Here is a 23,652-nt window from a genome sequence, read left to right as displayed (position 1 = left end):
GCTTACGGCCGTCCGACCAACTGATCGACCGAACCGCTGGTGACCGGGTGATAGAGCGGCCGGGCCTCGGCGTAGATGCGACGGGCGTTGGCGCGGCCCCAGTCGCCCTCGTTCCAGAGGGTCTGGAACAGCGGCAGGACAAACTTGCGACGGCCCTGGCTGGTCAGGAACGTCTCGGCCGTGGCGACCGACGGCTGATAGCGATGGGCCAGGGCGATCTGCAGCCAGGCGAAGGTCAGTTCGGCGTTGCCTTCGTTCGCCAGGTTCAGCGTGCGCTCCAGATCGGCCAGCTGCGCGTCCGTCAGCCAGTCGGCGCCCGTCCGCAGACCCTCGGGACGCCAGCCGAGGAAGCGCTGGCGCTGCTGGGTGTTCCAGTCCGCCCATGGAATGGCCGAGGCCGGTCCCTTGTCCTTGAAGAAGGCGACGGCGGCCGCATCCACCGGCTCGAAGGCGTGCGAGACCGGCGCAACGGCGTTGGACGGCAGGCCGGGCTGATAGACCCAGGCGTCCATCTGCAGCTGGCTTTCCAGCGCCGCGTCGCCCTTGATCAGGTTGTCGCGGATGTCTTGCAGGAACATGGCCGTGGTCATCGGACGATAGGCGTTGCGATCGAAATAGCCGCGCAGCCAGGCGTCGAACCGATCCCGCCCGACGGTGCGTTCGATGGTCCGCAGGAACAGGGCGCCCTTCTCATAGGCGATATCGTTCATGCCGTCGTCGGGATCGCGGCCCTTCAGGTCCAGATGCAGGCGGGTGTCCGCCGCCGGCAGGGACTTCAGCGTATCCTGGAGACTGTCCCAGCCCAGCACCTGCTCCTGCATGGCGCGGTCATGGCCATAGACCGACTCCATGATCCGGTTCTCGAAATAGACGGTGAAGCCCTCGTTCAGCCAGAAGTCGTTCCAGGTCGCGTTCGTGACCAGATTGCCCGACCAGGAGTGCGCCAGTTCGTGCGCGACCAGCGACACCAGCGAGCGATCGCCGGCGATGATGGTCGGGGTGGCGAAGGTCAGTTTCGGGTTCTCCATGCCGCCGAACGGGAAGGAGGGCGGCAGGACCAAGAGGTCGTAGCGGCCCCAGCGATAGGGGCCGTACAGCTTCTCGGCCGCCGTCACCATCTGGGCGGTCGGTTCCAGTTCCCACTGGGCGGCGCGCAGGCGGCTGGGCTCGGTCCAGACCCCGGTGCGGCCGTCGAACGGTGCAAAGGCGATGTCGCCGACGCCCAGCGCGATCAGATAGGGCGGGATCGGATTGTCCATCCGGAAGCGCCAGGTCTTCATGCCGTTTGCGGCTCGCTCGCCGTTGGGCGTCAGATGATCGGCGCTCATGACCACCGTCAGGTCTTCGGGCGCGGTGATGCGGGCCGAATAGGTCTGACGGATGCCGGGGCTGTCCTGGGTCGGCACCCAGGTGCGGGTCAGGATCGCCTGGCCCTGGCTGAACAGATAGGGCTTTTGTCCGCCCGCCGTGTGGCTGGGGTTCAGCCATTGCAGCGCCGCCGCATTCGGGCGGGTGGAATAGCGGATGGTGATCTTGCGTCGCTCATTGGCGGCGAAGGCCGGGAAATAGACCGTCAGCGGCTGGCCCAGGATCGGGTCGTTGTCGCCCACCACATAGCGCAGCGGCTGGCCCGCCGCGTCGCGCACGTCCTGAATGTCCAGGTCGCGGATATCCAGCACGATCTCGTTGGCGCCCGGGATCGCCAGGATGTCCAGGGTCGCCGTGCCCGCCAGGGTTTTGGCGTTGAAGTCTGCGGTCAGGTCCAGGGCCACATCGACGACGCGGGCGATCTCGGGCCGGGCGTGGGTGTGGACGTCCACCGCTTCGGGACCGGGCGCCGGAGCGATGGCGGGCGGGGTCATGGCCGACCCTCCCGTCGTGGTGGAGCAGGCGCTCAGGCCCATGGCGGCGGCCAGGGCGAGGGCGGAGACGAGACCGAGCGCTTTGCGCGTCATCGAGGTTTTCCTGGGCTGATCTTGACGATTGGCCCGGAGAACGCGCGGAAACGCGAAAAAGATCAAGCCTTGGCGGCGACCGGCGCGTGATGGGCCCGGAACAGCCGTCCCCGCTCAGCGAACAGCACCCAGCCCAGGGCGACCAAGCCAAAGACAGTGAAGCCGACCGACATCGGTATGGTCGTGCCGTTGAACTGCTGGCCCACCGCAAAGCCCAGCAGAGAGCCGACAATGGTGGAGACGAACCCCTGGATCGAGGCCGCCGTGCCCGCGATCTTGCCCATCGTCTCCATGGCCATCGATCCGAAATTGCCCGCGATCAGGCCGAAACAGAACATGGTCAAGGTCTGCAACACCGCAAACGTCCAGATCGATTCATGGCCGCTGATCGCCACCACCGCATGGATGGCCGCGATGCTGGTGAAGCCGATCAGGGCGGTGTGCGAAATCCTGCGTGACCCCAGCCTCACCACCAGACGCGCATTGACGATCGAGGCTACGGCGATGCCGCCCGCGATCAGGGCGAAGATGGCCGGGAACGCCGCCTCGGCGTGAAAGACGTCGGCGAAGATCTGCTGCGACGAGTTGATGAAGCCGAACAGGGCCCCGGTGATCGCCGTCATGGCCAGGGTGTAGCCGACGGCGGTGCGATCGGTCAGGGCGATCTTGTAGGCCGAGACCAGCCGCTTGACCTGGATCGGCAGGCGATCCTCGGGCTTCAGCGTCTCGGGCAGACGCAACGACGCCCAGACGATCAGGCCGACCCCGATCAGGCCCAGCCCGGCGAAGATCCAGCGCCACGGCCCGACCAGCATGATCATCTGACCCAGCGACGGCGCCAGGATCGGCACGCCCAGGAAGACCAGGAAGCTGAACGACATGACCCGCGCCATGGTGCGCCCCTCATACCGGTCGCGCACGATGGAAACGGCCAGCACGCGGGTGCAGGCGCTGCCCAGGCCCTGACCGACGCGGGCCATGATCAGCGTCTCGAAGGTCGGCGCCAGGGTCGCCAGCAGGCTGAACATTACATAGACGCCGACGCCGAACAGCAGGACGGGCTTTCGGCCGAACCGATCCGCCAACGGGCCATAGAACAGCTGCGCCCCGCCGAAGCCCAGCAGATAGGCCGTCACCACCCATTGCCGGTCGTTGTCGGTCGCCACCTTCAGGTCCGCGCCGATGTGCGGCAGGGCCGGCAGCATGGAATCGATCGCCAGCGCATTCAGCGCCATCATCAGAGCGATAAGACAGACGAACTCGACGAAGCCGAGCTCCTTCTTGGCGGGCGCTGACGCAAGGGAAGAAGACATCCGGGCCAGATGCGCCGTCACGCTCCGATCTGCAACCGCACGCCCGTCATAAATTGCTGCAATGCAGCGAAATCGGGTTTGAACGGGCGGCGCCTCGCCAAAGCCGCGAAGCTTCGCTAGAGGAAGTCATGACAGAACAGATGACAGCACAGGCGGCGCTGGACCGCCTCGAAACCCTCTACACACAATCCGTGACCAACCTGCGCGACGCCGTGCGGGATTTCGTCAACACCGGCGCGCGGCCCGATCCGGTCAAACGCGCCGAAGGGGTGTTCGCCTATCCCGAACTTCGCATCCGCTGGGACGGGGATCGCCCCCAGGACCTTGAGCCGCGCGCCTACGCCCGGCTGTCGAGACAGGGCAGCTATTCGACCACGGTCACGCGACCGGACCTGTTCCGCCCCTATCTGACCGAACAGTTGGGCCTGCTGGAGCAGGAATATAATGCGACCTTCGAGGTCGGCGTCTCGCGCCAGGAAATCCCCTTCCCCTATGTGACCGACGGGCTGGAGGTCGCGCTGGACCGGTCGATGACGGCGGCTTTGGCGCGCTGGTTCCCCACCACGGACCTGGCCCATATCGGCGACGAGATCGCCGACGGCCTGTTCGAAATGGGCGGTGACTTCCCCCTGTCGCACTTCGACGGCCTGCGGACCGACTTCTCGCTGGCGCGGCTGAAGCACTACACCGGCACGCCGGTGGACGACGTTCAGTCCTATGTCCTGTTCACCAACTACAATCGCTATGTAGACGAGTTCGTGCGTTGGGCCATCGAGCAGCTTCGGACGCCCGGCTCGCCATATCAGACCCTGTCCTGCGCCGGCGGCGTGGTGATCACGCGCGACACGCCCAATCCCGAAGCGGCGATCAGCGACACGGCCTGGAAGAAGCACCAGATGCCGGCCTACCACCTGACCGCGCCGGGCCATAAGGGCGTGACCCTGGTCAACATCGGCGTCGGCCCGTCCAACGCCAAGACGATCACGGATCACCTGGCCGTCACCCGTCCGCACGTCTGGCTGATGATCGGTCACTGCGGCGGTCTGCGCGCCAGCCAGACCATCGGCGACTATGTGCTGGCCCACGCCTATCTGCGCGACGATCACGTGCTGGACGCGGTGCTGCCGCCCGACATTCCGATCCCGTCGATCGCCGAGGTCCAGCGCGCCCTCTATGACGCCACCAAGTCGGTCAGCGGCATGCCGGGCGACGAGGTCAAGCTGCGCCTGCGCACCGGAACCGTCGTCACCACCGACGACCGGAACTGGGAGCTGCGCTATTCCAAGTCGGCCCTGCGCTTCAACCAGAGCCGCGCCGTCGCCATCGACATGGAAAGCGCCACCATCGCCGCGCAAGGCTATCGCTTCCGCGTGCCCTACGGCACGCTGCTCTGCGTGTCGGACAAGCCGCTGCACGGCGAGATCAAACTGCCGGGTCAGGCCAACCGCTTCTACGAAGGCTCGATCTCCGAACACCTGCAGATCGGCATCCAGGCGGTCGACCTGATGCGCAGCGAAGGCTCCAAGCTGCACTCACGCAAACTGCGCGCCTTCGACGAGCCGCCGTTCCGTTGATCCCAGCCGTCTCCTCCCCACATCGTGGGGAGGGGGACCGCGCGTAGCGTGGTGGAGGGGGTCTTGGGATCCCACCAACGCCTGTAGCGCGGCAAGAAACCCCTCCGTCTCTCCGCTACGCTTCGGGCCACCTCCCCATAAAATGGGGAGAAGACTCAGACCGCCGCCTTCTCCAGTTCGCCGGGCTCGACCGGGCTGGGCGCGGTGTTCGCCTTGCGGGTGTCCTGACGGCGCGGCAGGCGCCAGACCTGGTGCGAGCGATAGCTGGTTCCATCCCAGGCCAGGGCCGTCACGGTGATGGTCTTGGCGTCCCAGTCGATCTGGTTGAAGCCGGGCGGCGCGCCGCGCTCGCGGTGCGACAGCGTCCCGCAGCCGACAGCGTAGGAGCAGCGATCCGCCAGCGGGATCGGCATGGCGAACGGCACATGGACGTGACCGGTCATGATCAGATCGACGCCGGCCTCCGCGAAGATCAGCGCCGCCTCGTCGCCGCGCTTGACGTCGCCGGTCATGGGCGTGCCGACCATCTCGATCAGCGGATGGTGGCAGGCCAATATCCGCAGCGCGCCGATCGGCGCCTGACGCAGGGCCTCGGCCGCGCGCCGCGTCTGATCCAGATCGATGACGCCCTTGGACCAGTTGGGCCGCGCCTGCCAGCCGCGCGCGGTGACAACGCCGCGCACCATGACCGCATCGCTGCAGAACTGGCCGTCGTGGGCCGGAAAGCCGGTCGCGGTCTCGAACGCCCGCCAGGGATGAAAGACCCGCGCGATGGCGTCCCAATAGGGCACGTCGTGATTGCCGACGATGACGAAGCGCGGCTCGGGCATGGCCCGCATCCATTCGCCTGCCGCCTTGAACTCGTCGGGAAACCCCTTTTGGGTGATGTCGCCGGTGATCAGCACCAGATCGTTCGGCGTGGCGTGGGCGTAGTCCAGGGCGGCGGCGCAGGCGCGTTTGTGCTCGCAGCCGAAATGGACGTCGGAGAACTGAAGAACGCGTCCCATCAGATGCTGTCCTCGGCCGAGGGCGGCTTGGGCGCCAGCGCCTTGAAAGCCTTAGGCACGAAACGGATCACGGCCTCAGGCTTGAGCAGCAGCGGCTCGCCGTCGATGACGGCCGGAATCTTGGAGCGGGCGCGGACGTCGATCCGTTTCGCCGGGCGGGTCGAGACGGCCGGGTCCTGACGCCAGTCGCTGAACAGCGCCGTCGCGGCCAGGCGGAAGGCCTGGGTCGTGTCGCTGGGGTCCATGGCCGCGGCCTCCAGTCCGATGGGATCCTCCATCGCCTTGGAGATCATCGGGCTGATCAGAACCAGCGCCTCGGTCCGGCGTTTCTCGCCGCCATCCAGGGTGAAGCGCAGGCGACCCGAGAAGGCGCGTTTCAGGGCGCGACGGCCATATTGCCAGGCCAGCTTGATCTTGCCGGTCCGCATCGCCTCGCGCGCCGGGGCCCACAGCGCGGGCGATCCCAGAATGGCGGCGCAATAGAAGTATTCGCCCTGAACCTCGCCGCCGGAAACGGCCTGAGGCTCGCCCTCCTCCAGCGCCCGCTTCAGCGCCAGCTTCCAGTCGGCGGTGCCGTAAAGCGCCTTGGGCAACATGTTCATCGTGCCGCCCGGCAGAGGCGCGATCATCGGACCGTCCGGCTTGGCCTTCGACGCGACCGAGCGCGCCGTGCCGTCGCCGGCCAGAACGAAGATCACGTCAGGCTTGGCGGCGAAGGCGTCGGCGATGATCTGGTCGAAGTTGCCCCCTTCGAACGATACGACCTCGGCCTTGAGATCATACTGCCCCAACAGGGCTTCGGCCTCGCCGGCGGCGCGTGGGCCCACGCTTCCGGACAGCGGATTGACCAGCATCACGGCGTGCCGGATCTGGGCGTGTGGCGTCAACGCAGTTTTGTCGTCTGCATCGCAGGGGGGTTGGGCGACGTCGGTCATGGCGGCCGAACGCCCCGCACGCGCCGTCGTTCCGCCCAAGCGTCACCATATTTGCCGATACGGTTTGCCGACGCGGAACCTATGCCGCGAGGACACGTTTGCTGCCCACAGGGGCCAACACCCAGGGACAAAGGAATTCACAATGAAAAAGGCGATTATCGCGATTGCCGGCGCCGGCCTGCTGGCTTCGGCCTGCGCCAGCGACCCGTACGGCTATAACAATGGCTCGAACGAAACCGTCCGCCAAGGCGCCGTCGGCGCCGGCCTGGGCGCCGTCGCCGGCGCCATCATCGGCAACAACGTCGGCGGCGGCAACGCTGCGACCGGCGCCCTGATTGGCGGCGCCCTGGGCGGCACGGCCGGCGCCATCCGCGGTTCCAACCAGGACCGCAACAACCAGCAGCGCTACCGCGACAGCCAAGGTCGCTACTACTACTGCTACGACAACCGTCAGGACGAGTGCTACTGGGACAACGGTCAGCGCCGTTATTGATCAGTGATCAAATGCCGGTCGTGAAGGTCCGCGACCGGCGTTAGGTTGAAGAGGCGGCCTGTCGGACGACGGACCGCCTCTTTTGCGTAATGGGCCGGCCGAGCCGGAGGAGGGCTGAGATGAAGCGATCGATGGGTCTGGCCGTGGCGGCCGTGGGCGTGCTGGCGGCGTGCGCGCCTATGCCCAAGCGCGAGGCGCTGGTGGTGGGCGAATCGCCGTGCGCGCCGGGGCGTTTCGATATCTATTTCCTGGAGAACCAGGCGCGGCTGACCGAGCCGGCGGCGATGGTGCTGAAGGCGGCGGCCACGAAGGCCAAGGATTGCGACGTGCGCAAGGTGCGCGTGGTGGGCCTGGCCGACGCCACGGGAACGCCCGAAGCCAATCTGAACCTGTCGCAGCGGCGCGCGCGGACCGTGGTCGAGGCGCTGACCCAGGCGGGCATGCCGGCGCCGATCTTCGAGCTGAACGCCGCGGGCGATGCGGGCGCCACGACCGCAGCCGGCAATGACGAACCGCTGCGGCGCCGCGCGGAAGTGATTTACGAGGCCTATCCGCGCTGATCGACGCGGGGGCGGGCGCAGCGATGGCGCGGGGACGCGTGACGCATTAGGTTGCGGCGCTCCCCTCGCCTGCCGGAACACGCGTTTGCGCCTCTTCGCCCTTCTCCTCGGCCTGCTGTTCAGTTTGACGGGCGTTTCGGCGGCCGTCGCCCAGCCGGTGCAGAGCCAGCCAACGGGCGTCGTCGCCTTCGGGCCGCAGCGGACCGAGCGGATCGAGGCCGAACTGGTCCCGATGTCGCAATGGGTCGCGCCCGGTTCGACCACCGTTGTGGCGGTGCGCCAGAAGATTGCGCCCGGCTGGCACACCTATTGGCGCAATCCGGGCGACAGCGGAGGGGCGACCAGCCTGATCTGGACCCTGCCCGCCGGGGTGACCGCCGATCCGATCCTGTGGCCCCTGCCCAGCCGCCAGCGGCTGATGAGCCTGATGAACTATGGCTACTCGGGCGCGGTCCTCTTGCCCGTGCCGATCCATGTGCCGCCGACGGCGCGGCCGGGCGAAGTGCTGACCCTGACGACGGACGTGCTGTTCCTGGTGTGCAGCGACCAGATGTGCGTGCCCGAGCCGATGACCCTGTCACTGGCCCTGCCTGTGCGCGAGGGCGCAGCGCCCCTGGCCAAACCCTGGGGTGAGGAGATCGAGCGGCTGGTCGAAACCGCCCCGCGCCCGGCCGGGATCGAGGCGCGCGTCACGCGTCAGGGTGGCCAGCTGATCCTGACCGCGACCGCCGGGCCGCTGATTGGGGCCGACATCGGACAGGTCTATTTCTATCCTTTCGACGGCGGGCGCATCGACCATGCGGCGGCCCAGTCGGGTCAGCGGGGGGCCAACGGTCTGACCCTGACGCTGGCGCCCGGCAAGGAAACGGCGACGACGGCGCTGAGTGGGGTGCTGGCCACCGACAAGGGCGCGTGGGAGATCACGGCGGAGCCGGGCGCGCCTCTGGCGGGCGCCCAGGGCGGCGCAGCGCTTAAGCCGCTGGACGACGCCGCCGAGACTGCGGCGAAGACCGGCGCCTGGGTCTTTCTTCAGGCGCTGGGCCTAGCGCTGCTGGGCGGGCTGGTGCTGAACCTGATGCCGTGCGTCTTCCCAGTTCTGGCGATGAAGGCGGCGTCGCTGTCGGCGGCGGCGCATGATCCGGCGCGGGCCCGGCGCGACGGCCTGGCCTTCACCGCCGGGGTGCTGGTCAGCTTCCTGGTTCTGGCCGGCGCCCTGCTGGTGCTGAGGGCGGCGGGTCAGGCGATCGGCTGGGGGTTCCAGCTTCAGTCGCCGGGCGTGGTCGCGGCCCTGGCTTTGGTCATGCTGCTGGTCGGGCTGAACCTGTCGGGCGTCTTCCATGTCGGCGCCGGATTGCAGAACGCGGGGTCCGCCCCCCTGTCGCGCCTGCCCGGATCGGCGGGCGCCTTCTTCACCGGCGTTCTGGCCGTGGTGGTCGCAGCGCCCTGCACCGCGCCCTTCATGGCCGCAGCGCTCGGGGCGGCCCTGGTCCTGCCCTGGCCGATGGCGCTGGCCGTGTTCCTGATGCTGGGGCTGGGTCTGGCCCTGCCCTATCTGGCGGTCAGCCTGTCGCCCGGCCTGCTGTCACGCCTGCCGCGACCCGGCGTCTGGATGGAGCGGCTGAAGGGTCTTCTGGCCTTTCCCATGTATGGGGCGGCGCTGTGGCTGCTGTGGGTGTTCACGCGACAGGGCGGCGTCGACGCCCTGGGCCTGCTGCTGACGGCGGCGCTGCTGCTGGCCCTGGCGGCCTGGTTGACGGGTCTGGCGCAAGCGGCGCGCCAGCGTGATGAGCGGCTGATCCTGACCACGATCTGCGCGATCGTCGTCGGCGTTCTGGCGCTGGGCCTGGCAGGCGTTGCGGCGGGGGCAGCGCGACAGGCGGACGCCACGCCGCAAGGCGACAGCGGCCCCTTGGCGACCCAGCCCTGGTCGGCGGCGGCGGTGAAGGCAGCGACCACGTCGGGACGCCCCGTGCTGGTCAATCTGACAGCCGACTGGTGCGTGACGTGCAAGATCAACGAACGCGCGGCCCTGTCTTCGCCCCGTGTCGCCAAGGCGATGCGCGAGGCGAACGCCGCCTATCTGGTCGGCGACTGGACCCGGCGCGACGACGCCATCACCCGCGAGCTTCAGGCGCATGGGCGTTCGGGCGTGCCGCTGTATCTGCTGTATCGACCGGGTCGAGCCGAGCCGGAAATCCTGCCGCAACTGCTGACCGAGGGCGTGGTCGTGGATGCGCTGAAGGATTGAGCGTCAGCTCAGGAACCGCTGCACCGCCGCTAGAAACCGCTGCGGCTGCTGCATCATCACCTGGTGTTCGGCGCCTTCGATCCGCTCGAACCGGGCCGTGCGCGGCAAGCCTTCGAAGCCGTAGCGATACAGGCCTTCCAGCCGGTTGCGCGGCGCGTCGGGATCGCGGGTCCAGCCATAGACGACGGTGACCGGGGCGGTGATCTCAGACAGGCGGGGACGCAGATCGACGGTCAGGGCTTCATACAGGCCTTGGGCCAGGACGCGCCGGTCGCCGCCCTGAAGTCCCAGCCCCTCGAACACCATGTCGCCGGCCAGACCCATGTCCACGCCGAAGGCCGCGACCTGGGACTTCAGCGCCTGATCGCCGAACAGGAGCAGGGCCTGATAGCCCAGCCGGGCCAGGGGCTCGACCTGATCCGATGTGGTGCGCGCGTCGATCAGGGACGGGAAGAAGGGCGAGGAATCGACCACCATGACGCGCCCGATCCGGTCGCCCATATCGGCGGCGACGCGCAGGGCGATCTGGCCGCCCAGAGAATGGCCGATCACGGCGGGCCGGTCGATGCGCTGCTCGCGGATGTAGCGTTCGATCTCGCTGGCGGCGGCGCCGGCCAGACCGCCGCTGACATTGTCGCCGATCTGGGTCTCGCCGAAGCCGCGCAGGGTGACCAGATGCACCCGGTAGCGGTTATCGAGCCGATCCGCCGTCGAGCGCCAGGCCGAGCCGGTCGAACCCAGGCCGGGGATGAAGATGATGTCCGGCCCCCGCCCGCGCGTCTCGACGATGATGCGGTTGGAGCTGAAGGCCGGGGCGGCCTGTGACTGCACCTTGGCCTGGACGGCGACCGGGGCGAGGACGAACAGGGTCGCAAGCAGCGAGGCGAAAAGGCGGATCATCATCCGCCCCTAACGCCCGATCACGGCGATCGGTTGACCCGCGCCTGCGACCTATCGCCCCTTGAACTCGGGTTTGCGCTTTTCGACGAAGGCGGACATGCCCTCCTTCTGATCCTCGAAGGCGAACAGGGAGTGGAACAGGCGGCGTTCGAACTGGACGCCTTGCGTCAGGGTCGTCTCGAGCGCGGCGTTGACCATCTCCTTGTTGGCCATGATCGCCAGCGGGCTTTGCGAGGCGATTTTGGCGGCGATCTTGCGGGTCTCCTCCAGCAGGGTCTCGTGCGGGAAGACGCGCGAGGCCAGACCGGCGCGTTCCGCTTCGGCCGCATCCATCATCCGGGCGGTCAGGACCATGTCCATGGCCTTGGACTTGCCCACCAGACGGGTCAGGCGCTGGGAGCCGCCGATGCCCGGCGCGACGCCCAGGTTGATCTCGGGCTGGCCGAACTTCGCCTTGTCCGAGGCCACGATGAAGTCGCACAGCATGGCCAGCTCACAGCCGCCGCCCAGGGCGAAGCCGTTGACCGCAGCGATGATCGGCTTTCTGAACCGGGTGATGCGGTCGTGGCCCAGGGCGAAATAGTTGCCCGTGTACATCTGGGCATAGGTCTGGTCCGCCATCTCCTTGATGTCGGCGCCGGCGGCGAAGGCCTTTTCACCCGCGCCGGTCAGGATCAGGCAGCGCACGCTGTCGTCGTGCTCGACGCTGTCGAGGAAGTCGGCCAGATCCTTGAACAGAGCCGCGTTCAGGGCGTTCAGCGCCTCGGGCCGGTTCAGGGTCACCACCGCATAGCCGTCGGCGTGGCGTTCGATCAGCAGGTTGGAATAGGCGTCGGCCATGGTCGGTCTCCTTTGACGGCGGTCATACAGGCGCGCGGCGGGGCCCGCTAGCGCCGGCGCTATCGTCGGGGCATCAGCGCCAGGGTCAAGGCGGCGCGGACCAGTTCGGCGACGACCACCATGGCCAGCAGCAGATTGGCGGCGATCACCTGACCCCGCGCGCCCGACAGGTCCAGCGTCCAGCCGAAGACGGACGACAGGGCCAGCACCAGGGCCGCGAGCAGGATCAGCCCGACCAGCAGCATCAGGGCGACGTGACCCGCCTTCAGCGCCGCCTGAAGCGTCGGCCCCTCGTCCAGCACGCGGGCGCGGCGGCGCAACAGACGCGCGATCAGGCCGGTGGCAGCGGCCTCCGCGACAGCCGCGACGACCAGGGCGGCGACGAACCACCAGATCAGGTCGCCGAGATCGCCGGCGCGCAAACCCTGGACGAAGTGGACGAAATAGGCGCCCCAGACCAGAACGCCGACGATCAGACTGATCCACAGGTGGATTTTGCGCATGGGTCGGACCTCGGAGGCTTATCGCTTCTGGCAGGAGGGGCAGTAGAAGGTGGAGCGGCCGCCCTGGACGATGCGCGCGACCACGCCGGTGCATTTCTCACCACGGCACGGCTCGCCCTCGCGGCCATAGACGTCGAACCGCTGCTGGAAATAGCCCTGGCCGCCCTCAGCGTTGGCGAAGTCCCGAAGTGTCGAGCCGCCCGCCGCGATGGCGTCGTTCAGGACATTGCGGACCTCGGTCGCCAGACGCTCGAGCCGCGCCTTCGACACCGATCCGGCCGCGACCAGGGGCGAAATGCGGGCGCGGTACAGGGCCTCGCACACATAGATATTGCCCAGGCCGGCGACGATCCGCTGGTCCAGCAGACTGACCTTGATGTTCTGCTTCTTGCCCGCGAAGGCCTCGACCAGATGGGCGCCGGAGAAGCCGTTGCCCAGCGGCTCGGGCCCCAGGCCGGCGAACCAGGGATGGGTCTCGATCTGGTCGCTGGGGATCAGGCCCATGAAGCCGAACCGGCGCGCGTCGGCGTATCCGATGCGTGTCGCCGCCCCATCGCGGAGGGCGCAGCCGCTGAAATGTTCGTGCTTGCCGGCGATGGGCGCGGCCTCCTCGAACTCGCCCAGCAGGGTTCCGTCCAGGGTGAACCGGCCGGTCATGCCCAGATGGGTGATCCAGGTCTCGCCGGTGGACAACGGCATCAGCAGATATTTGGCCCGCCGGTCTATCCGCATCACCGTCGCCCCCTCCAGCCGTTCGACAAAGCGCTCGGGGAAGGGAAATCGCAGGTCGGGCCGGTTGATCCGGACCCGCGACAGCCGCGCGCCCTCCAGCACAGGCGTCAGGCCGCGTCGGACGGTTTCGACCTCGGGAAGTTCGGGCATGGGCCGGTCCTAGCCCGTCAGGGTCGCGGGGCCAAGCGGCGGGGGCGCTCGCATCTGACCGCGACCAGTTGCCGCCTGCGACAGAATGCGCTTACGTCCGCGCAAACGTGGGACCTCGCATATGACAGACGCCGCCGCCGCCCCGAAGGGCCGGCTAGAACTTACGCTCCGCGCCCTAGTGCTGGGCTGCCTGCTGGCGGTGATCTTCACCGCCGCCAACACCTATCTGGGCCTGCTGGTCGGCCTGACCTTCGCCTCGGCCATTCCGGCGGCGGTGATCTCGATGGCGGTGCTGCGCGCGTTCCGCACCTCGACCATCTGGGAGAATATGACCGTCCAGACCGTGGCCTCGGTCGGCGGGGCCATGAGTTCGATCATCTTCGTCCTGCCGGGCCTGGTGATGATCGGCTGGTGGCTGGAGTTTCCGTTCTGGCAGTCGGTGGCGATCTGCATCCTGGGCGGCGTGCTGGGCGTGACCTTCTCGATCCCGCTGCGCCGGGCGCTGGTCACGGGCGGCGGCCTGCCCTACCCCGAAGGCGTCGCCGCCGCCGAGGTGCTGAAGGTCGGCTCGCGCGGGGCCGAACAGACCGAAAGCGCGGTGCGCGAGAACAAGTCGGGCCTGTGGGTCGTGGTCGCCGGCGCCGTGGTATCGGCCGGTTACGCCCTGCTGGTCGCGGGTCGGGTCTTTGCGGGCGAGGCGGCCAAGTTCTTCAAGCTGCCGGCCGCGCTGGGCGGCGGGGCCACGGGCATGGGCTTTGGCATGCAGTTCGCCCTGCTGGGCGCCGGTCACCTGATCGGCCTGACGGTCGGTCTGGCTCAGCTGTTCGGCCTGGTGCTGGCCTGGGCCATCGCCGTGCCAATCCTGACCAGCCCGGACACCGTCGCCTGGCTGACGGCGCACGGCATCCCGTCGATCGCCTCGACCCTGCCCGCCGGCGTAGGCGCAGAGGAGCTGGCGACCACCGTCTGGGCGCGCGAGGTGCGGTTCATGGGCGCGGGCGTCATCGGCGTCGCAGCCATCTGGACCCTGATCAAACTGGCCGGTCCGCTGATCGGCGGCCTGACCTCGGCGCTGGCCGCCAACGCCAAACGCGCCCACGGCGAAGTGCTTGAGCGCACCGAACAGGACCTGCCCATCAAATTGATGGGCGGCGTTTCGGTCGCCTGCCTGGTCGGCATCGCCGGCCTTCTGGCTTGGTTCGCCCAGAGCGCCCCGGCCTTGGCGGGCTCGACGCCGCTTCTGGTGATCGGCGGCCTGGTCTATGTGGTGCTGATCGGTTTCGCCGTGGCGGCCATCTGCGGGTACATGGCCGGTCTGATCGGTTCGTCGAACAGCCCCGTGTCGGGCGTCGGCATTCTGGCCATCGTCATCGCCTCGCTGCTGATGCTGGGCGTCATGGCCGTCGCCGGCGTGCCGGCCGATCCGTCGATCATCGCCTTCGCCCTGATCGTGACGGCGGTGGTCTTCGCCGTCGCCGTCATCGCCAATGACAACCTTCAGGACCTGAAGACCGGCCAGCTGGTCGAGGCAACGCCGTGGCGCCAGCAGGTGGCGCTGATCGTCGGCGTCGGCGCCGGCGCCCTGGTGATCCCCTTCATCCTGAACCTGCTGAACCAGGCCTTCGGCTTCGAAGGCGGCCCGCCCGCCATCGTGGAAGGCGCCAAGACCCTTGCCGCCCCGCAAGCCACCCTGATCTCGGCCCTGGCGCGCGGCGTCATCGGCGGCGATCTGCGCTGGGACCTGATCGGTCTGGGTGCCGCGATCGGCGTGGTCATCATCGTGCTGGACGCGGTCGTGTCGAAGGCGACCAAGGGCAAGGTCAAGCTGCCGCCGCTGGCCGTCGGCATCGGCTTCTATCTGCCGGCTGCGGTCACCACCATGCTGGTCATCGGCGCCGTCGCCGGCTGGATCTACGACAAGGCGGTCTCGTCCACCCGCTATGCCGACGTGGCGCGTCGGATGGGCGTGCTGCTGGCCTCGGGCCTGATCGTGGGTGAAAGCCTGTTCGGCGTCTTCACCGCCGGGGTGATCGTGGCGACCCGGGACGACGCGCCCTTCGCCATGCTGCCCGAGGGTTCCGCCTGGCCGGCCATGCTGGCGGGCGTCGTCAGCTTCGCCGTCGCAGTGTTCGGCCTGTACGCCTGGACGCGCGGCCGGGCTTCGAAGGTCTAGGGGCAAAGCCTAATCAGAAAGAAAGAAAGGCCGCCCTTCGGGGCGGCCTTTTGCATGTCAGGCGGCGCTGCGCGTGGCGACCATCATGTAGTTGATGCCCGCATCGTCGGTCTGGCTCCATCGGTCCTGAAGCGGGTCGTAGTTCAGGCCGTAGGGCCCCTCGACCGTCACTGGTTCGGCGGCCAGCATCGTGCGGATTTCCTCGGGCTTCAGGAACTGGCGCCAGTCGTGGGTGCCGGCCGGAACCCAGCGCAGGATGTATTCCGCCGCCACCTTGCCCAGGGCCAGCGACTTCAGCGTGCGGTTCAGGGTGGCGACCATCATCACCCCGCCCGGCCGGACCAGGCGCGAACAGGCGCGCACGAAGCCCTCGGGATCGGCGACGTGTTCGATCACCTCCATCGTCAGGACCACGTCGAACGGCCCCGCCCCTTCCGCCTCGATCTGTTCGACCGTGGCGGCGCGATAGGCGATATCCAGGCCGACCATGTCGGCGTGGGCGCGGGCCGTGCCGATGTTCTCGGACGAGGCGTCGATGGCGGTGACGTCAAAGCCCATCCGCCGCATCGGCTCGGCGATCAGTCCGCCGCCGCACCCCACGTCCAGCAGTGTCAGACCTTCGAAGGGCGCCCGCGCCTTGGGGTCGCGGCCCAGCCGCGTGCAAAGCTGTTCGCGGATCAAGGCCAACCGCGCCGGGTTGAAGCGGTGCAGCGGCGCGAACGGCCCGTGCGCGTCCCACCATTCGGCCGCCTGGGCCGAGAAGCGCGCCACGTCGGCGGGGTCGATCGATGCGCCGAACGCCGTTTCGGGCGAATTTTGCGAAAAACCATGCCCCTGTTGGGGTAGGCGAGACGGAGCGGCGCCGTTAGAAGCGGTCATGACGCGAGGGATGAACCTTCGCGCCCTTTCACGCAAGCAGGGGGCGGAACGCCACGATGACGCGGCCCGATACCACACGACTGGTGATGAAGTTCGGCGGCACCTCGATGGGCGACCTCGAACGCATTCGCCGTGCGGCGCGGATCGTCGCGGCCGAAGTCTCGGCGGGCAAACAGGTCGCCGTCGTCGTCTCCGCCATGGCGGGCAAGACCAACGAACTGGTCGCCTGGACGGACGGCGCCGGACCGGCCGCTGCGGGCCTGCCGCTCAGCGACGACGAGTATGACGTGGTGGTCGCCTCGGGAGAACAGGTGACCTCGGGCCTGTTGGCCGCGACGCTGCGCAACATGGGCTTCAACGCGCGCTCGTGGATGGGCTGGCAGGTGCCGATCCTGACCGACGACGCCCATGCCCGCGCCCGCATCATCGACATCCCCGGCGAGAAGCTGGGCGCCGCCGTCGACGCCGGCGAGATCGCCATCGTGCCCGGCTTCCAGGGCGTGACGGCGGACGGCAAGATCACGACCCTGGGACGCGGCGGTTCGGACACCTCGGCGGTCGCCGTGGCGGCGGCCCTGGGCTGCCCCTGCGACATCTATACCGACGTGGACGGCGTCTATACGACCGACCCGCGTATCGAGAACCGCGCGCGCCGTCTGGCCAAGGTGTCCTACGAAGAGATGCTGGAAATGGCGTCCCTGGGCGCCAAGGTGCTGCAGACCCGCTCGGTCGAACTGGCCATGGCCAAACAGGTCCCGGTCCGCGTCCTTTCAAGCTTTATCGAACCCGACGCGAATGGCGTCATGCCCGACAAGGGTGGAACCCTGATCTGCGACGAGGAGGAGATCGTGGAAAAACGTATCGTGTCCGGTGTGACCATGAGCCGTGACGAGGCCCGCATCACCCTGCTGGGCCTGTCCGACCGAGTGGACGCGCCCGCCGACGTCTTCACGCGCCTGGCCGAGGCCAACGTCAACGTCGACATGATCGTGCAGAGCCAGTCGCGCACCGCTGGAACGGTCAACCTGACCTTCACGACCGGCCGCCGCGACGCCGTACGCGCCGCCGACCTGATGACCGCCGCCAAGGAGCAGCTCGGCTTCGAGGAAATCCGCGTCGACGAGGACGTGGCCAAGGTCTCGGTCGTCGGCGTCGGCATGCGCAGCCATGCGGGCGTCGCCCAGACCATGTTCAAGGCCCTGGCTGACAAGGGCGTGAAGTTCCAGGCGATCTCGACCTCCGAGATCAAGATCAGCGTGCTGATCGACGCCGCCTACGCCGAGCTGGCCGTTCGCGCCCTGCATTCGGCATATGGGCTGGACGCGGTATAGGGTGATTTCAGAAGGCGCCTAGGCGCCGGGGCGCGGGAGACATGATGCCGGCAGGCGGCGCGATGACCAGAGGACCCCGGATCCTCCTGCGCCAGATCCGCGAGGCTCTGGGCGGGGCCGGCGCAGGCGTGACGCCGGCGCAGGACCGGCTGAACATGGTCGTCAAGATCATCGCCCGGTCGATGGTCGCCGAGGTCTGCTCCATCTATCTGCGTCGCGCGTCGGGCGAGCTCGAGCTGTTCGCCACCGAGGGTCTGAACCCCGACGCCGTTCACAACACCCGGCTGCGGCCCGGCGAGGGCCTGGTGGGCGAGGTGGCGCGGATGGCACAGCCCATCAGCCTGTCGGACGCCCCGTCGCACCCGTCCTTCTCCTATCGCCCCGAGACGGGCGAAGACCCCTATCACGCCTTCCTGGGCGCCCCGCTGCTGCGCGGCGGCCGGGCCATCGGCGTCCTGGTCGTCCAGAACCGCACCGAGCGGCGCTATGACGAGGAAGAGGTCGAGGACATCCAGACCATCGCCATGGTCCTGTCCGAGACGGTGTCGTCGGGCGAACTGTTGGCGCTGGACGAGCTGCGCGACGTGGAGCTGGCGCCGCACCGGCCCGAACGGCTGAAGGGCCAGAAGTTCGCCGACGGCCTGGCCTTCGGCCATGTGGTTCTGCACGAGGCGCCGCTGGCGCCCGAGAAGTTGCTTTCCGATGACCCGGCGATGGAGGAGGCGCGGCTGAAGCTGGCGCTGGCCACGCTGAAGAGCGGTCTGGACGTCATGCTGGACAAGGGCCAGGGCCTGGCCGGTCCGTCGTTCGAGGTTCTGGAAACCTATCGGATGTTCGCCGACGACCGGGGCTGGAACCGGTCGCTGGAAGAGGCGGTGAGGAACGGTCTGACGGCCGAGGCGGCGGTGGACCGGGTCAGGAACGAACACCGCGCCCGCTTCGCCCAGGCGCGCGACCCCTATATCCGCGAACGGCTGCACGACTTCGAGGATCTGGCCAACCGGCTGCTGCGGGTGCTGGCGGGCGACAAGCCGGGCGAGCGCGAACTGCCCGACGACGCCATACTGGTGGCGCGAAACCTGGGCCCCGCCGACCTGCTGGAATATCCGCGCGACAAGCTGAAGGGGCTGTTGCTCGAAGAGGGCTCGGCCGCCAGCCACGCCGCCATCGTCGCGCGCGCGCTGCAGATCCCGTGCGTCGGCCGTCTGATGGGCCTGCGCGACCGACTGTCGGAAGGCGACATGGTCATCGCCGACGGCGAGACCGGCGAGACCTATCTGCGCCCCCGCCCCGACATGCTGGAGGCCGTGCAGTCACGCATGGCCGTGCGCGAACAGCGCCAGGCCGAGTTCGCCCAGCTGCGCGACGTGCCGGCCGTGACCCTGGACGGGCAACGGATCACGGTCCTGACCAATGCCGGCCTGGCGGTCGATCTGGAAAACATGATCGAGACGGGCGCCGAGGGCATCGGCCTGTTCAGGACCGAGTTCCAGTTCATGGTCTCGGACGAACTGCCCCGGCTGGACGCCCAGACGGCGCTGTACAAGCTGGTGCTGGACGCGGCGGGCGAAAAACCCGTCACCTTCCGCACCCTGGACATCGGCGGCGACAAGGTCCTGCCGTATCTGGAGGCCGAGCGCGAAGAGAACCCCGCGCTGGGCCGTCGCGCCATCCGCCTGGGTCTGGACCGGCCGTCGCTGTTGCGGATGCAGCTGCGGGCGCTGCTGGCCGCCGGGGCGGGGCGCGAACTGCGCGTCATGTTCCCGATGATCGCTACGGTGGATGAGTTCCGGGCCGCGCGCGAGCTGGTGGATATCGAATGCGCCTGGGCGCGGCGTCGCGGGCGCGCCTTGCCCGCCCTGCTACGCGTCGGGGCGATGGTCGAATGCCCGTCCCTGTTGTGGCATCTGGACGCCTTGCTGCCGCTGACGGATTTCGTCTCCATCGGCACCAACGACCTGTTCCAGTACATGTACGCGGCCGACCGGACCAATCCGCTGGTGTCGGATCGTTACGACCCCTTGTCGCCGCCGACCCTGAGGGCGCTCCAGACCATCCAGAAGGCCTGCGCCGACACCGGCACGCCGGTGTCGATCTGCGGCGAACTGGCGGGGCGGCCGCTGGAGGCCTTCGCCCTGATCGTGCTGGGCTTCACCCGACTGTCGGCGCCGGCGGGCGGGGTCGGGCCGGTCAAGCGGATGATCCTGTCGGCGGACCTGAATGCGGCCCGGCGCGGCATGGCCAATCTGCTGAACCTGTCCACCGGCTCGGTCCGCAACGAGATCGAATCCCTGGCGCGCAAGCTGAACGTCGCGGTCTGATCGCAGACGTCTGCACGCACGGGCGGCGTTGCTGGTCGGCGCGCAATCGTCTATCTCGGGCCCTGTGAACGGCGCGTCGGCGCTGTGTTTCCCGGACATGGGGTCAGGCGTCATGACGCTGAATGCGGGGGGCGTCCCCGAGGCGATCGAAAGCCTTGCTGACCGGCCGGATCCGACGGCCGCCTTCGTCGACGCCGCGACCCTGGGCGACGGCTTTCGGGCCGCCCGAGAGCGGTCGGGCAAGTCGCCGGCCGAACTGGCCGCCGAGACCAAGGTCCATCGCCGGTTCCTGACCGCCCTGGAGCAGAACGACTGGTCATCCCTGCCCTCGCGCGTCTTCGCGCTGGGCTATGTGCGGGCCTATGCCTCGGCCCTGGCGCTGGACGAACAGACCGCCGTCGAGCGGTTCAAGCGCGAGAGCCCGGACACCTCCGTGCCGCTGAAGGCGCCCATCGGCATCGCCTTCGAGGACGTGAAACGCCATTCTCCGCGCATCGTCGCCGGCGTCGCCGCCGTGGTGGTCGCCGTCATCGGCTGGAACGTGTTCCAGCGCGCCAGCCTACATCGGACCGCCCATCCGTCCGACATCGCCGCCGTGCCCAAGGCCTGGACCGGGGCGGCCGATCCCGATCCGCAGGTCGCGCTCAGCGCGCCCATGTCCGCCCCGCCCGACCAGACGACGCCGGCGCTGTACATCACACCAGGGCTGGAAGCCGAACTGACCGGGGTCGATCCGACCGATCCGGCCGTGATCGCCGCCGCCGCCAATCCGGAGCCGGTGCAGAAGGCGTTCAACCCGCGCGGGGCCGTCTATGGCGCCTCGGCCAACGCCTCGATGGTGGTGATCCAGGCCAAGACGGCCGGCGCCCTGGTCGTGCGGCTGGGCGACGGACAGGCCCTGTTCGCGCGCCAGATGGCGCCGGGCGAGGCCTGGCGCGCGCCCATCGGCGTGGCGGCGACGGTGGACGTGTCCGACCCGGCCGCCTTCGACGTCTTCCTGAATGGCGAGTACGGCGGACCCCTGGCCGGCGTGCTGACGCCGCTGGCCCAGTTGAACAGCCGCGCGGATCAGGCGGCCAAGGCGCTGGCCGCCAGTCAGGCGCGCGCCCAGGCTCAGGCTCAAGCCCGGACCCAGGCGGGGGCGACGCCCTCCCCTGCGCCCGCGTCCTCTTCACCCGCCCCTGCGCCGAACTGATACGTCGGCCGTGGTCCCGCCGCCATCATCGGCCTATATGATGCTCCCATGAGCGACCACACCCACGTCCGACCCTGGCGCCACATCGAGCGTCGCAAGAGCCGTCAGATCCGCGTCGGTTCCGTCCTGGTGGGCGGCGACGCCCCGATCAGCGTCCAGTCGATGACCAATACGCCCACGACGGACGCGGCGGCGACCATCAACCAGATCCGTCAGCTGGAAGAGGCCGGCGCCGACATCGTGCGCGTCTCCTGCCCCGACGTGGAATCGACCGCCGCCTTCAAGACCATCGTGCGCGAGGCCAAGGTCCCCTTGGTCGCCGACATCCACTTCCACTACAAGCGCGGCATCGAGGCGGCCGAGGCGGGCGCCGCCTGCCTGCGGATCAATCCGGGCAACATCGGTTCGGCCGACCGCGTCCGCGACGTCATCCAGGCGGCCAAGGACAACGGCTGCTCCATGCGGATCGGCGTCAACGCCGGCTCTCTGGAAAAGGAACTGCTGGAAAAATATGGCGAGCCCTGCCCCGACGCCATGGTCGAGAGCGCCCTGAACCACGCGCGCATCCTTCAGGACCACGACTTCCACGAGTTCAAGATCTCGGTGAAGGCGTCCGATCCCTTCCTGACCGTCGCCGCCTATCAGCAGCTGGCCGAGGCGATCGACTGCCCGCTCCATCTGGGCGTGACCGAGGCAGGTCCGTTGCGCACCGGCACGATCAAGTCCGCCATCGGCCTGGGGTCGATGCTGTGGGCCGGGATCGGAGACACCATCCGCGTGTCGCTGGCCGCCGATCCGGTCGAGGAGATCAAGGTCGGCTTCGACATCCTGAAGTCGCTGGGTCTGCGCCACCGGGGGGTCAACATCATCGCCTGCCCGTCCTGCGCGCGTCAGGGCTTCAACGTCATCGAGACGGTGGCGGTGCTGGAAGAGAAGCTGGCCCATATCTCGACGCCGATGAGCCTGTCGGTGATCGGCTGCGTCGTGAACGGACCGGGCGAAGCGCTCTATACCGACATCGGCTTCACCGGCGGCGGCAAGGGCGCGGGCATGATCTATCTGAACGGCAAGATCGCCCACAAACAGGCCAACGACGGCATGATCGACCACATCGTCGATCTGGTCGAACAGAAGGCCGCCGAACTGGATGCCGCCCGCGCGGCGGAGCTTCAGGCGGCGGAGTAGGCTGCGGAAGCCGCTTGTGCAGGGTGGCGATGCCGGCGGTATTCGGAAATCAGAGTCGAAGTCGGATTGGCGGCGGGTGCGAACCCGCCGCCGTTTTTCGTTTCAGATCACTTTGAACAGACGCAGGGCCTGATAGCCGGCGGACAGGAGCACCACGGCGCCGACGCCGTAGGTGAGAGCGCGGCGCGGGGCGATGCGGGCGATGACGCCGGCGAAGGGGGCGGCGATCAGGCCGCCGAGAATCAGGCCCAGCACCGCCATGGCGTGGGTGGAGAAGCCCTCGGCCTCCTGCCAGTGGCCGGTCAGCAGGGCGACCAGGAAGGTCGCGGAAATGGCGGAGGTGACGAAGAACTCCGCCGTATTGGTGGTGCCGATCGAGACGCGCGGATCCTGGCCCGTGCCGACCAGGGTGGTGGTGACCGTGGGTCCCCAGCCGCCGCCGCCGATGGCGTCGAAGAAGCCGCCGACCAGACCCAAGGGGCCGGCGAACTTGCGCGGGAAGATCCGCTCACGCGTCTGACGCGTGGCGCGCCAGATGATCACGACGCCCATGATGGCCAGATAGGTGGTGATGAAGGGCTTGAGCAGATCGCCGTCGATGCTGGTCAGGACGAAGGCGCCGAAGCCGCCGCCGACGACGCCGCCGAGCGCCAGCGGCACGAACAGTTTCCAGTTCACGTTCTTGTTGACCGTATGCGACCCGGCCGAGGCCGCCGTGGTGAAGACCTCGGCGGCATGGACGCTGGCGGACGCCGTCGCGGGCGGCACGCCAAACGACAGCAGGACGGTGGAGGAAATCACGCCATAGGCCATGCCCAGCGCCCCATCCACGATCTGGGCCAGAAATCCGACGGCGAGGAAGAGCAGGAAATCTTGCATGGCGGCCTCTGCAATAGGGGGCGAACGGTGCGGGCTATTTCCCTAGTCGGTCAATAGGAGAAGAAGTGACGGCGGCTTGCAGAAGGGTTCGCGCCTCGAAGACGGCGGCGATCGCGTCACGGCCGTCCTGAAGCACAGGCTGCAACGGACAGGTCTCGACATCCGGGCAGGTTTCGCATGGACCATAGGCGGTGCGCGAGGCGCAGGGCGCGAGGGCCAGCGGGCCTTCCAGCGCGCGGATGACGTCGGCGAAGCTGATGGCGTCGGCGGGCGCGCCCAGCGCATAGCCGCCCGCCCTGCCCCGCTTCGAAGCCAGCAGACCCTGACGGCGCAGATCCAGCAGGATGGCCTCCAGGAACTTTCGCGGGGCCGCCGCCGCCTCGGCGATCTCGGCGATGGTCGCGGGACCGCCGTCCGGCAGACCGGCCAGATGCACCATGGCGCGCAGGGCATAGCGGGACCGGTTCGACAGCATGATC

At 68.5% G+C, this 23,652-nt stretch carries 20 protein-coding genes; 9 read left to right on the top strand and 11 right to left on the bottom strand.

Annotated elements, in window-relative coordinates; genetic code table 11:
* Positions 1-2 precede the first annotated feature (2 nt).
* Entirely contained in the window at positions 3-1,955 is a 1,953-nt protein-coding gene (locus Q9R14_RS14175; protein WP_306002812.1) for a M1 family metallopeptidase, read from the bottom strand.
* Positions 1,956-2,017: 62 nt separating this feature from the next.
* Entirely contained in the window at positions 2,018-3,268 is a 1,251-nt protein-coding gene (locus tag Q9R14_RS14170; protein ID WP_265149982.1) for a multidrug effflux MFS transporter, read from the bottom strand.
* A 128-nt stretch (positions 3,269-3,396) separates the two neighbouring features.
* On the opposite strand from Q9R14_RS14170, the gene Q9R14_RS14165 reads away from it, so the two are divergent.
* Complete coding sequence (locus Q9R14_RS14165; protein ID WP_017505461.1) at positions 3,397-4,842, top strand: AMP nucleosidase; 1,446 nt, start codon at positions 3,397-3,399, stop codon at positions 4,840-4,842.
* A 155-nt stretch (positions 4,843-4,997) separates the two neighbouring features.
* On the opposite strand, the gene Q9R14_RS14160 is transcribed toward Q9R14_RS14165, so the two are convergent.
* Positions 4,998-5,849: a metallophosphoesterase gene (locus Q9R14_RS14160; protein WP_306002811.1), complete on the bottom strand. Its 852-nt coding sequence runs from the start codon at positions 5,847-5,849 to the stop codon at positions 4,998-5,000.
* On the bottom strand, positions 5,849-6,784 hold the full coding sequence (locus Q9R14_RS14155; protein WP_265149984.1) for a diacylglycerol kinase family protein: 936 nt from the start codon (positions 6,782-6,784) through the stop codon (positions 5,849-5,851). Before Q9R14_RS14155 ends, Q9R14_RS14160 begins: the two co-directional genes overlap by 1 nt.
* A 142-nt stretch (positions 6,785-6,926) precedes the next feature.
* On the opposite strand from Q9R14_RS14155, the gene Q9R14_RS14150 reads away from it, so the two are divergent.
* The 3 genes from Q9R14_RS14150 to Q9R14_RS14140 all read left to right on the top strand — a co-directional run bounded on the left by Q9R14_RS14150 (position 6,927) and on the right by Q9R14_RS14140 (position 10,085).
* On the top strand, positions 6,927-7,277 hold the full coding sequence (locus tag Q9R14_RS14150) for a glycine zipper domain-containing protein (RefSeq protein ID WP_265149985.1): 351 nt from the start codon (positions 6,927-6,929) through the stop codon (positions 7,275-7,277).
* 119 nt (positions 7,278-7,396) lie between these two features.
* The gene (locus tag Q9R14_RS14145) at positions 7,397-7,837 is read left to right on the top strand and encodes an OmpA family protein (protein WP_306002810.1); all 441 of its coding nucleotides are present in this window, start codon (positions 7,397-7,399) and stop codon (positions 7,835-7,837) included.
* 85 nt (positions 7,838-7,922) lie between these two features.
* Positions 7,923-10,085 (top strand): protein-disulfide reductase DsbD family protein, encoded by a 2,163-nt coding sequence (locus Q9R14_RS14140; protein ID WP_371929727.1) that lies wholly within the window; start codon positions 7,923-7,925, stop codon positions 10,083-10,085.
* A gap of 3 nt (positions 10,086-10,088) precedes the next feature.
* On the opposite strand, the gene Q9R14_RS14135 is transcribed toward Q9R14_RS14140, so the two are convergent.
* The 4 genes from Q9R14_RS14135 to mutM are packed head-to-tail and all read right to left on the bottom strand — an operon-like array spanning position 10,089 to position 13,210.
* Positions 10,089-10,985: an alpha/beta hydrolase gene (locus Q9R14_RS14135; protein WP_306002809.1), complete on the bottom strand. Its 897-nt coding sequence runs from the start codon at positions 10,983-10,985 to the stop codon at positions 10,089-10,091.
* Between the two features lie 51 nt (positions 10,986-11,036).
* On the bottom strand, positions 11,037-11,825 hold the full coding sequence (locus Q9R14_RS14130; RefSeq protein WP_306002808.1) for an enoyl-CoA hydratase-related protein: 789 nt from the start codon (positions 11,823-11,825) through the stop codon (positions 11,037-11,039).
* Positions 11,826-11,884: 59 nt separating this feature from the next.
* The gene (locus tag Q9R14_RS14125; RefSeq protein ID WP_306002807.1) at positions 11,885-12,328 is read right to left on the bottom strand and encodes a hypothetical protein; all 444 of its coding nucleotides are present in this window, start codon (positions 12,326-12,328) and stop codon (positions 11,885-11,887) included.
* Between the two features lie 18 nt (positions 12,329-12,346).
* A complete protein-coding gene (gene mutM, locus Q9R14_RS14120) occupies positions 12,347-13,210 on the bottom strand; it encodes a bifunctional DNA-formamidopyrimidine glycosylase/DNA-(apurinic or apyrimidinic site) lyase (protein WP_306002806.1) in 864 nt (287 codons plus the stop codon).
* A 121-nt stretch (positions 13,211-13,331) separates the two neighbouring features.
* Here mutM and Q9R14_RS14115 point away from each other — a divergent pair, with 121 nt between their 5' ends.
* Positions 13,332-15,383: an OPT family oligopeptide transporter gene (locus Q9R14_RS14115; RefSeq protein ID WP_306002805.1), complete on the top strand. Its 2,052-nt coding sequence runs from the start codon at positions 13,332-13,334 to the stop codon at positions 15,381-15,383.
* Between the two features lie 57 nt (positions 15,384-15,440).
* Here Q9R14_RS14115 and ubiG read toward each other — a convergent pair whose 3' ends face one another.
* A complete protein-coding gene (ubiG, locus tag Q9R14_RS14110; protein ID WP_306002804.1) occupies positions 15,441-16,262 on the bottom strand; it encodes a bifunctional 2-polyprenyl-6-hydroxyphenol methylase/3-demethylubiquinol 3-O-methyltransferase UbiG in 822 nt (273 codons plus the stop codon).
* A 56-nt stretch (positions 16,263-16,318) separates the two neighbouring features.
* Here ubiG and Q9R14_RS14105 point away from each other — a divergent pair, with 56 nt between their 5' ends.
* The 4 genes from Q9R14_RS14105 to ispG all read left to right on the top strand — a co-directional run bounded on the left by Q9R14_RS14105 (position 16,319) and on the right by ispG (position 22,294).
* Positions 16,319-17,593, top strand: coding sequence for an aspartate kinase (locus Q9R14_RS14105; RefSeq protein ID WP_017505449.1), 1,275 nt, complete (start codon positions 16,319-16,321; stop codon positions 17,591-17,593).
* A 62-nt stretch (positions 17,594-17,655) separates the two neighbouring features.
* Entirely contained in the window at positions 17,656-19,914 is a 2,259-nt protein-coding gene (gene ptsP, locus Q9R14_RS14100) for a phosphoenolpyruvate--protein phosphotransferase (protein ID WP_371929726.1), read from the top strand.
* Positions 19,915-20,026: 112 nt separating this feature from the next.
* The gene (locus Q9R14_RS14095; protein ID WP_306002802.1) at positions 20,027-21,109 is read left to right on the top strand and encodes a RodZ family helix-turn-helix domain-containing protein; all 1,083 of its coding nucleotides are present in this window, start codon (positions 20,027-20,029) and stop codon (positions 21,107-21,109) included.
* Positions 21,110-21,157: 48 nt separating this feature from the next.
* Positions 21,158-22,294, top strand: a complete 1,137-nt coding sequence (gene ispG / locus Q9R14_RS14090) for a flavodoxin-dependent (E)-4-hydroxy-3-methylbut-2-enyl-diphosphate synthase (protein WP_306002801.1) — start codon at positions 21,158-21,160, stop codon at positions 22,292-22,294.
* A gap of 102 nt (positions 22,295-22,396) precedes the next feature.
* On the opposite strand, the gene Q9R14_RS14085 is transcribed toward ispG, so the two are convergent.
* Positions 22,397-23,173, bottom strand: coding sequence for a sulfite exporter TauE/SafE family protein (locus Q9R14_RS14085; protein WP_137720337.1), 777 nt, complete (start codon positions 23,171-23,173; stop codon positions 22,397-22,399).
* 34 nt (positions 23,174-23,207) lie between these two features.
* Positions 23,208-23,648 carry an Rrf2 family transcriptional regulator gene (locus tag Q9R14_RS14080; protein ID WP_055808795.1) on the bottom strand — a complete coding sequence of 147 codons (441 nt, stop codon included), beginning with the start codon at positions 23,646-23,648 and terminating at the stop codon, positions 23,208-23,210.
* Between the last annotated feature and the right edge of the window lie 4 nt (positions 23,649-23,652).

Source organism: Brevundimonas sp. C43 (genome assembly GCF_030732185.1).
In the GTDB taxonomy this organism is placed as follows: domain Bacteria; phylum Pseudomonadota; class Alphaproteobacteria; order Caulobacterales; family Caulobacteraceae; genus Brevundimonas; species Brevundimonas diminuta_C.
This window is presented reverse-complemented; position numbering and strand designations above follow the sequence as displayed.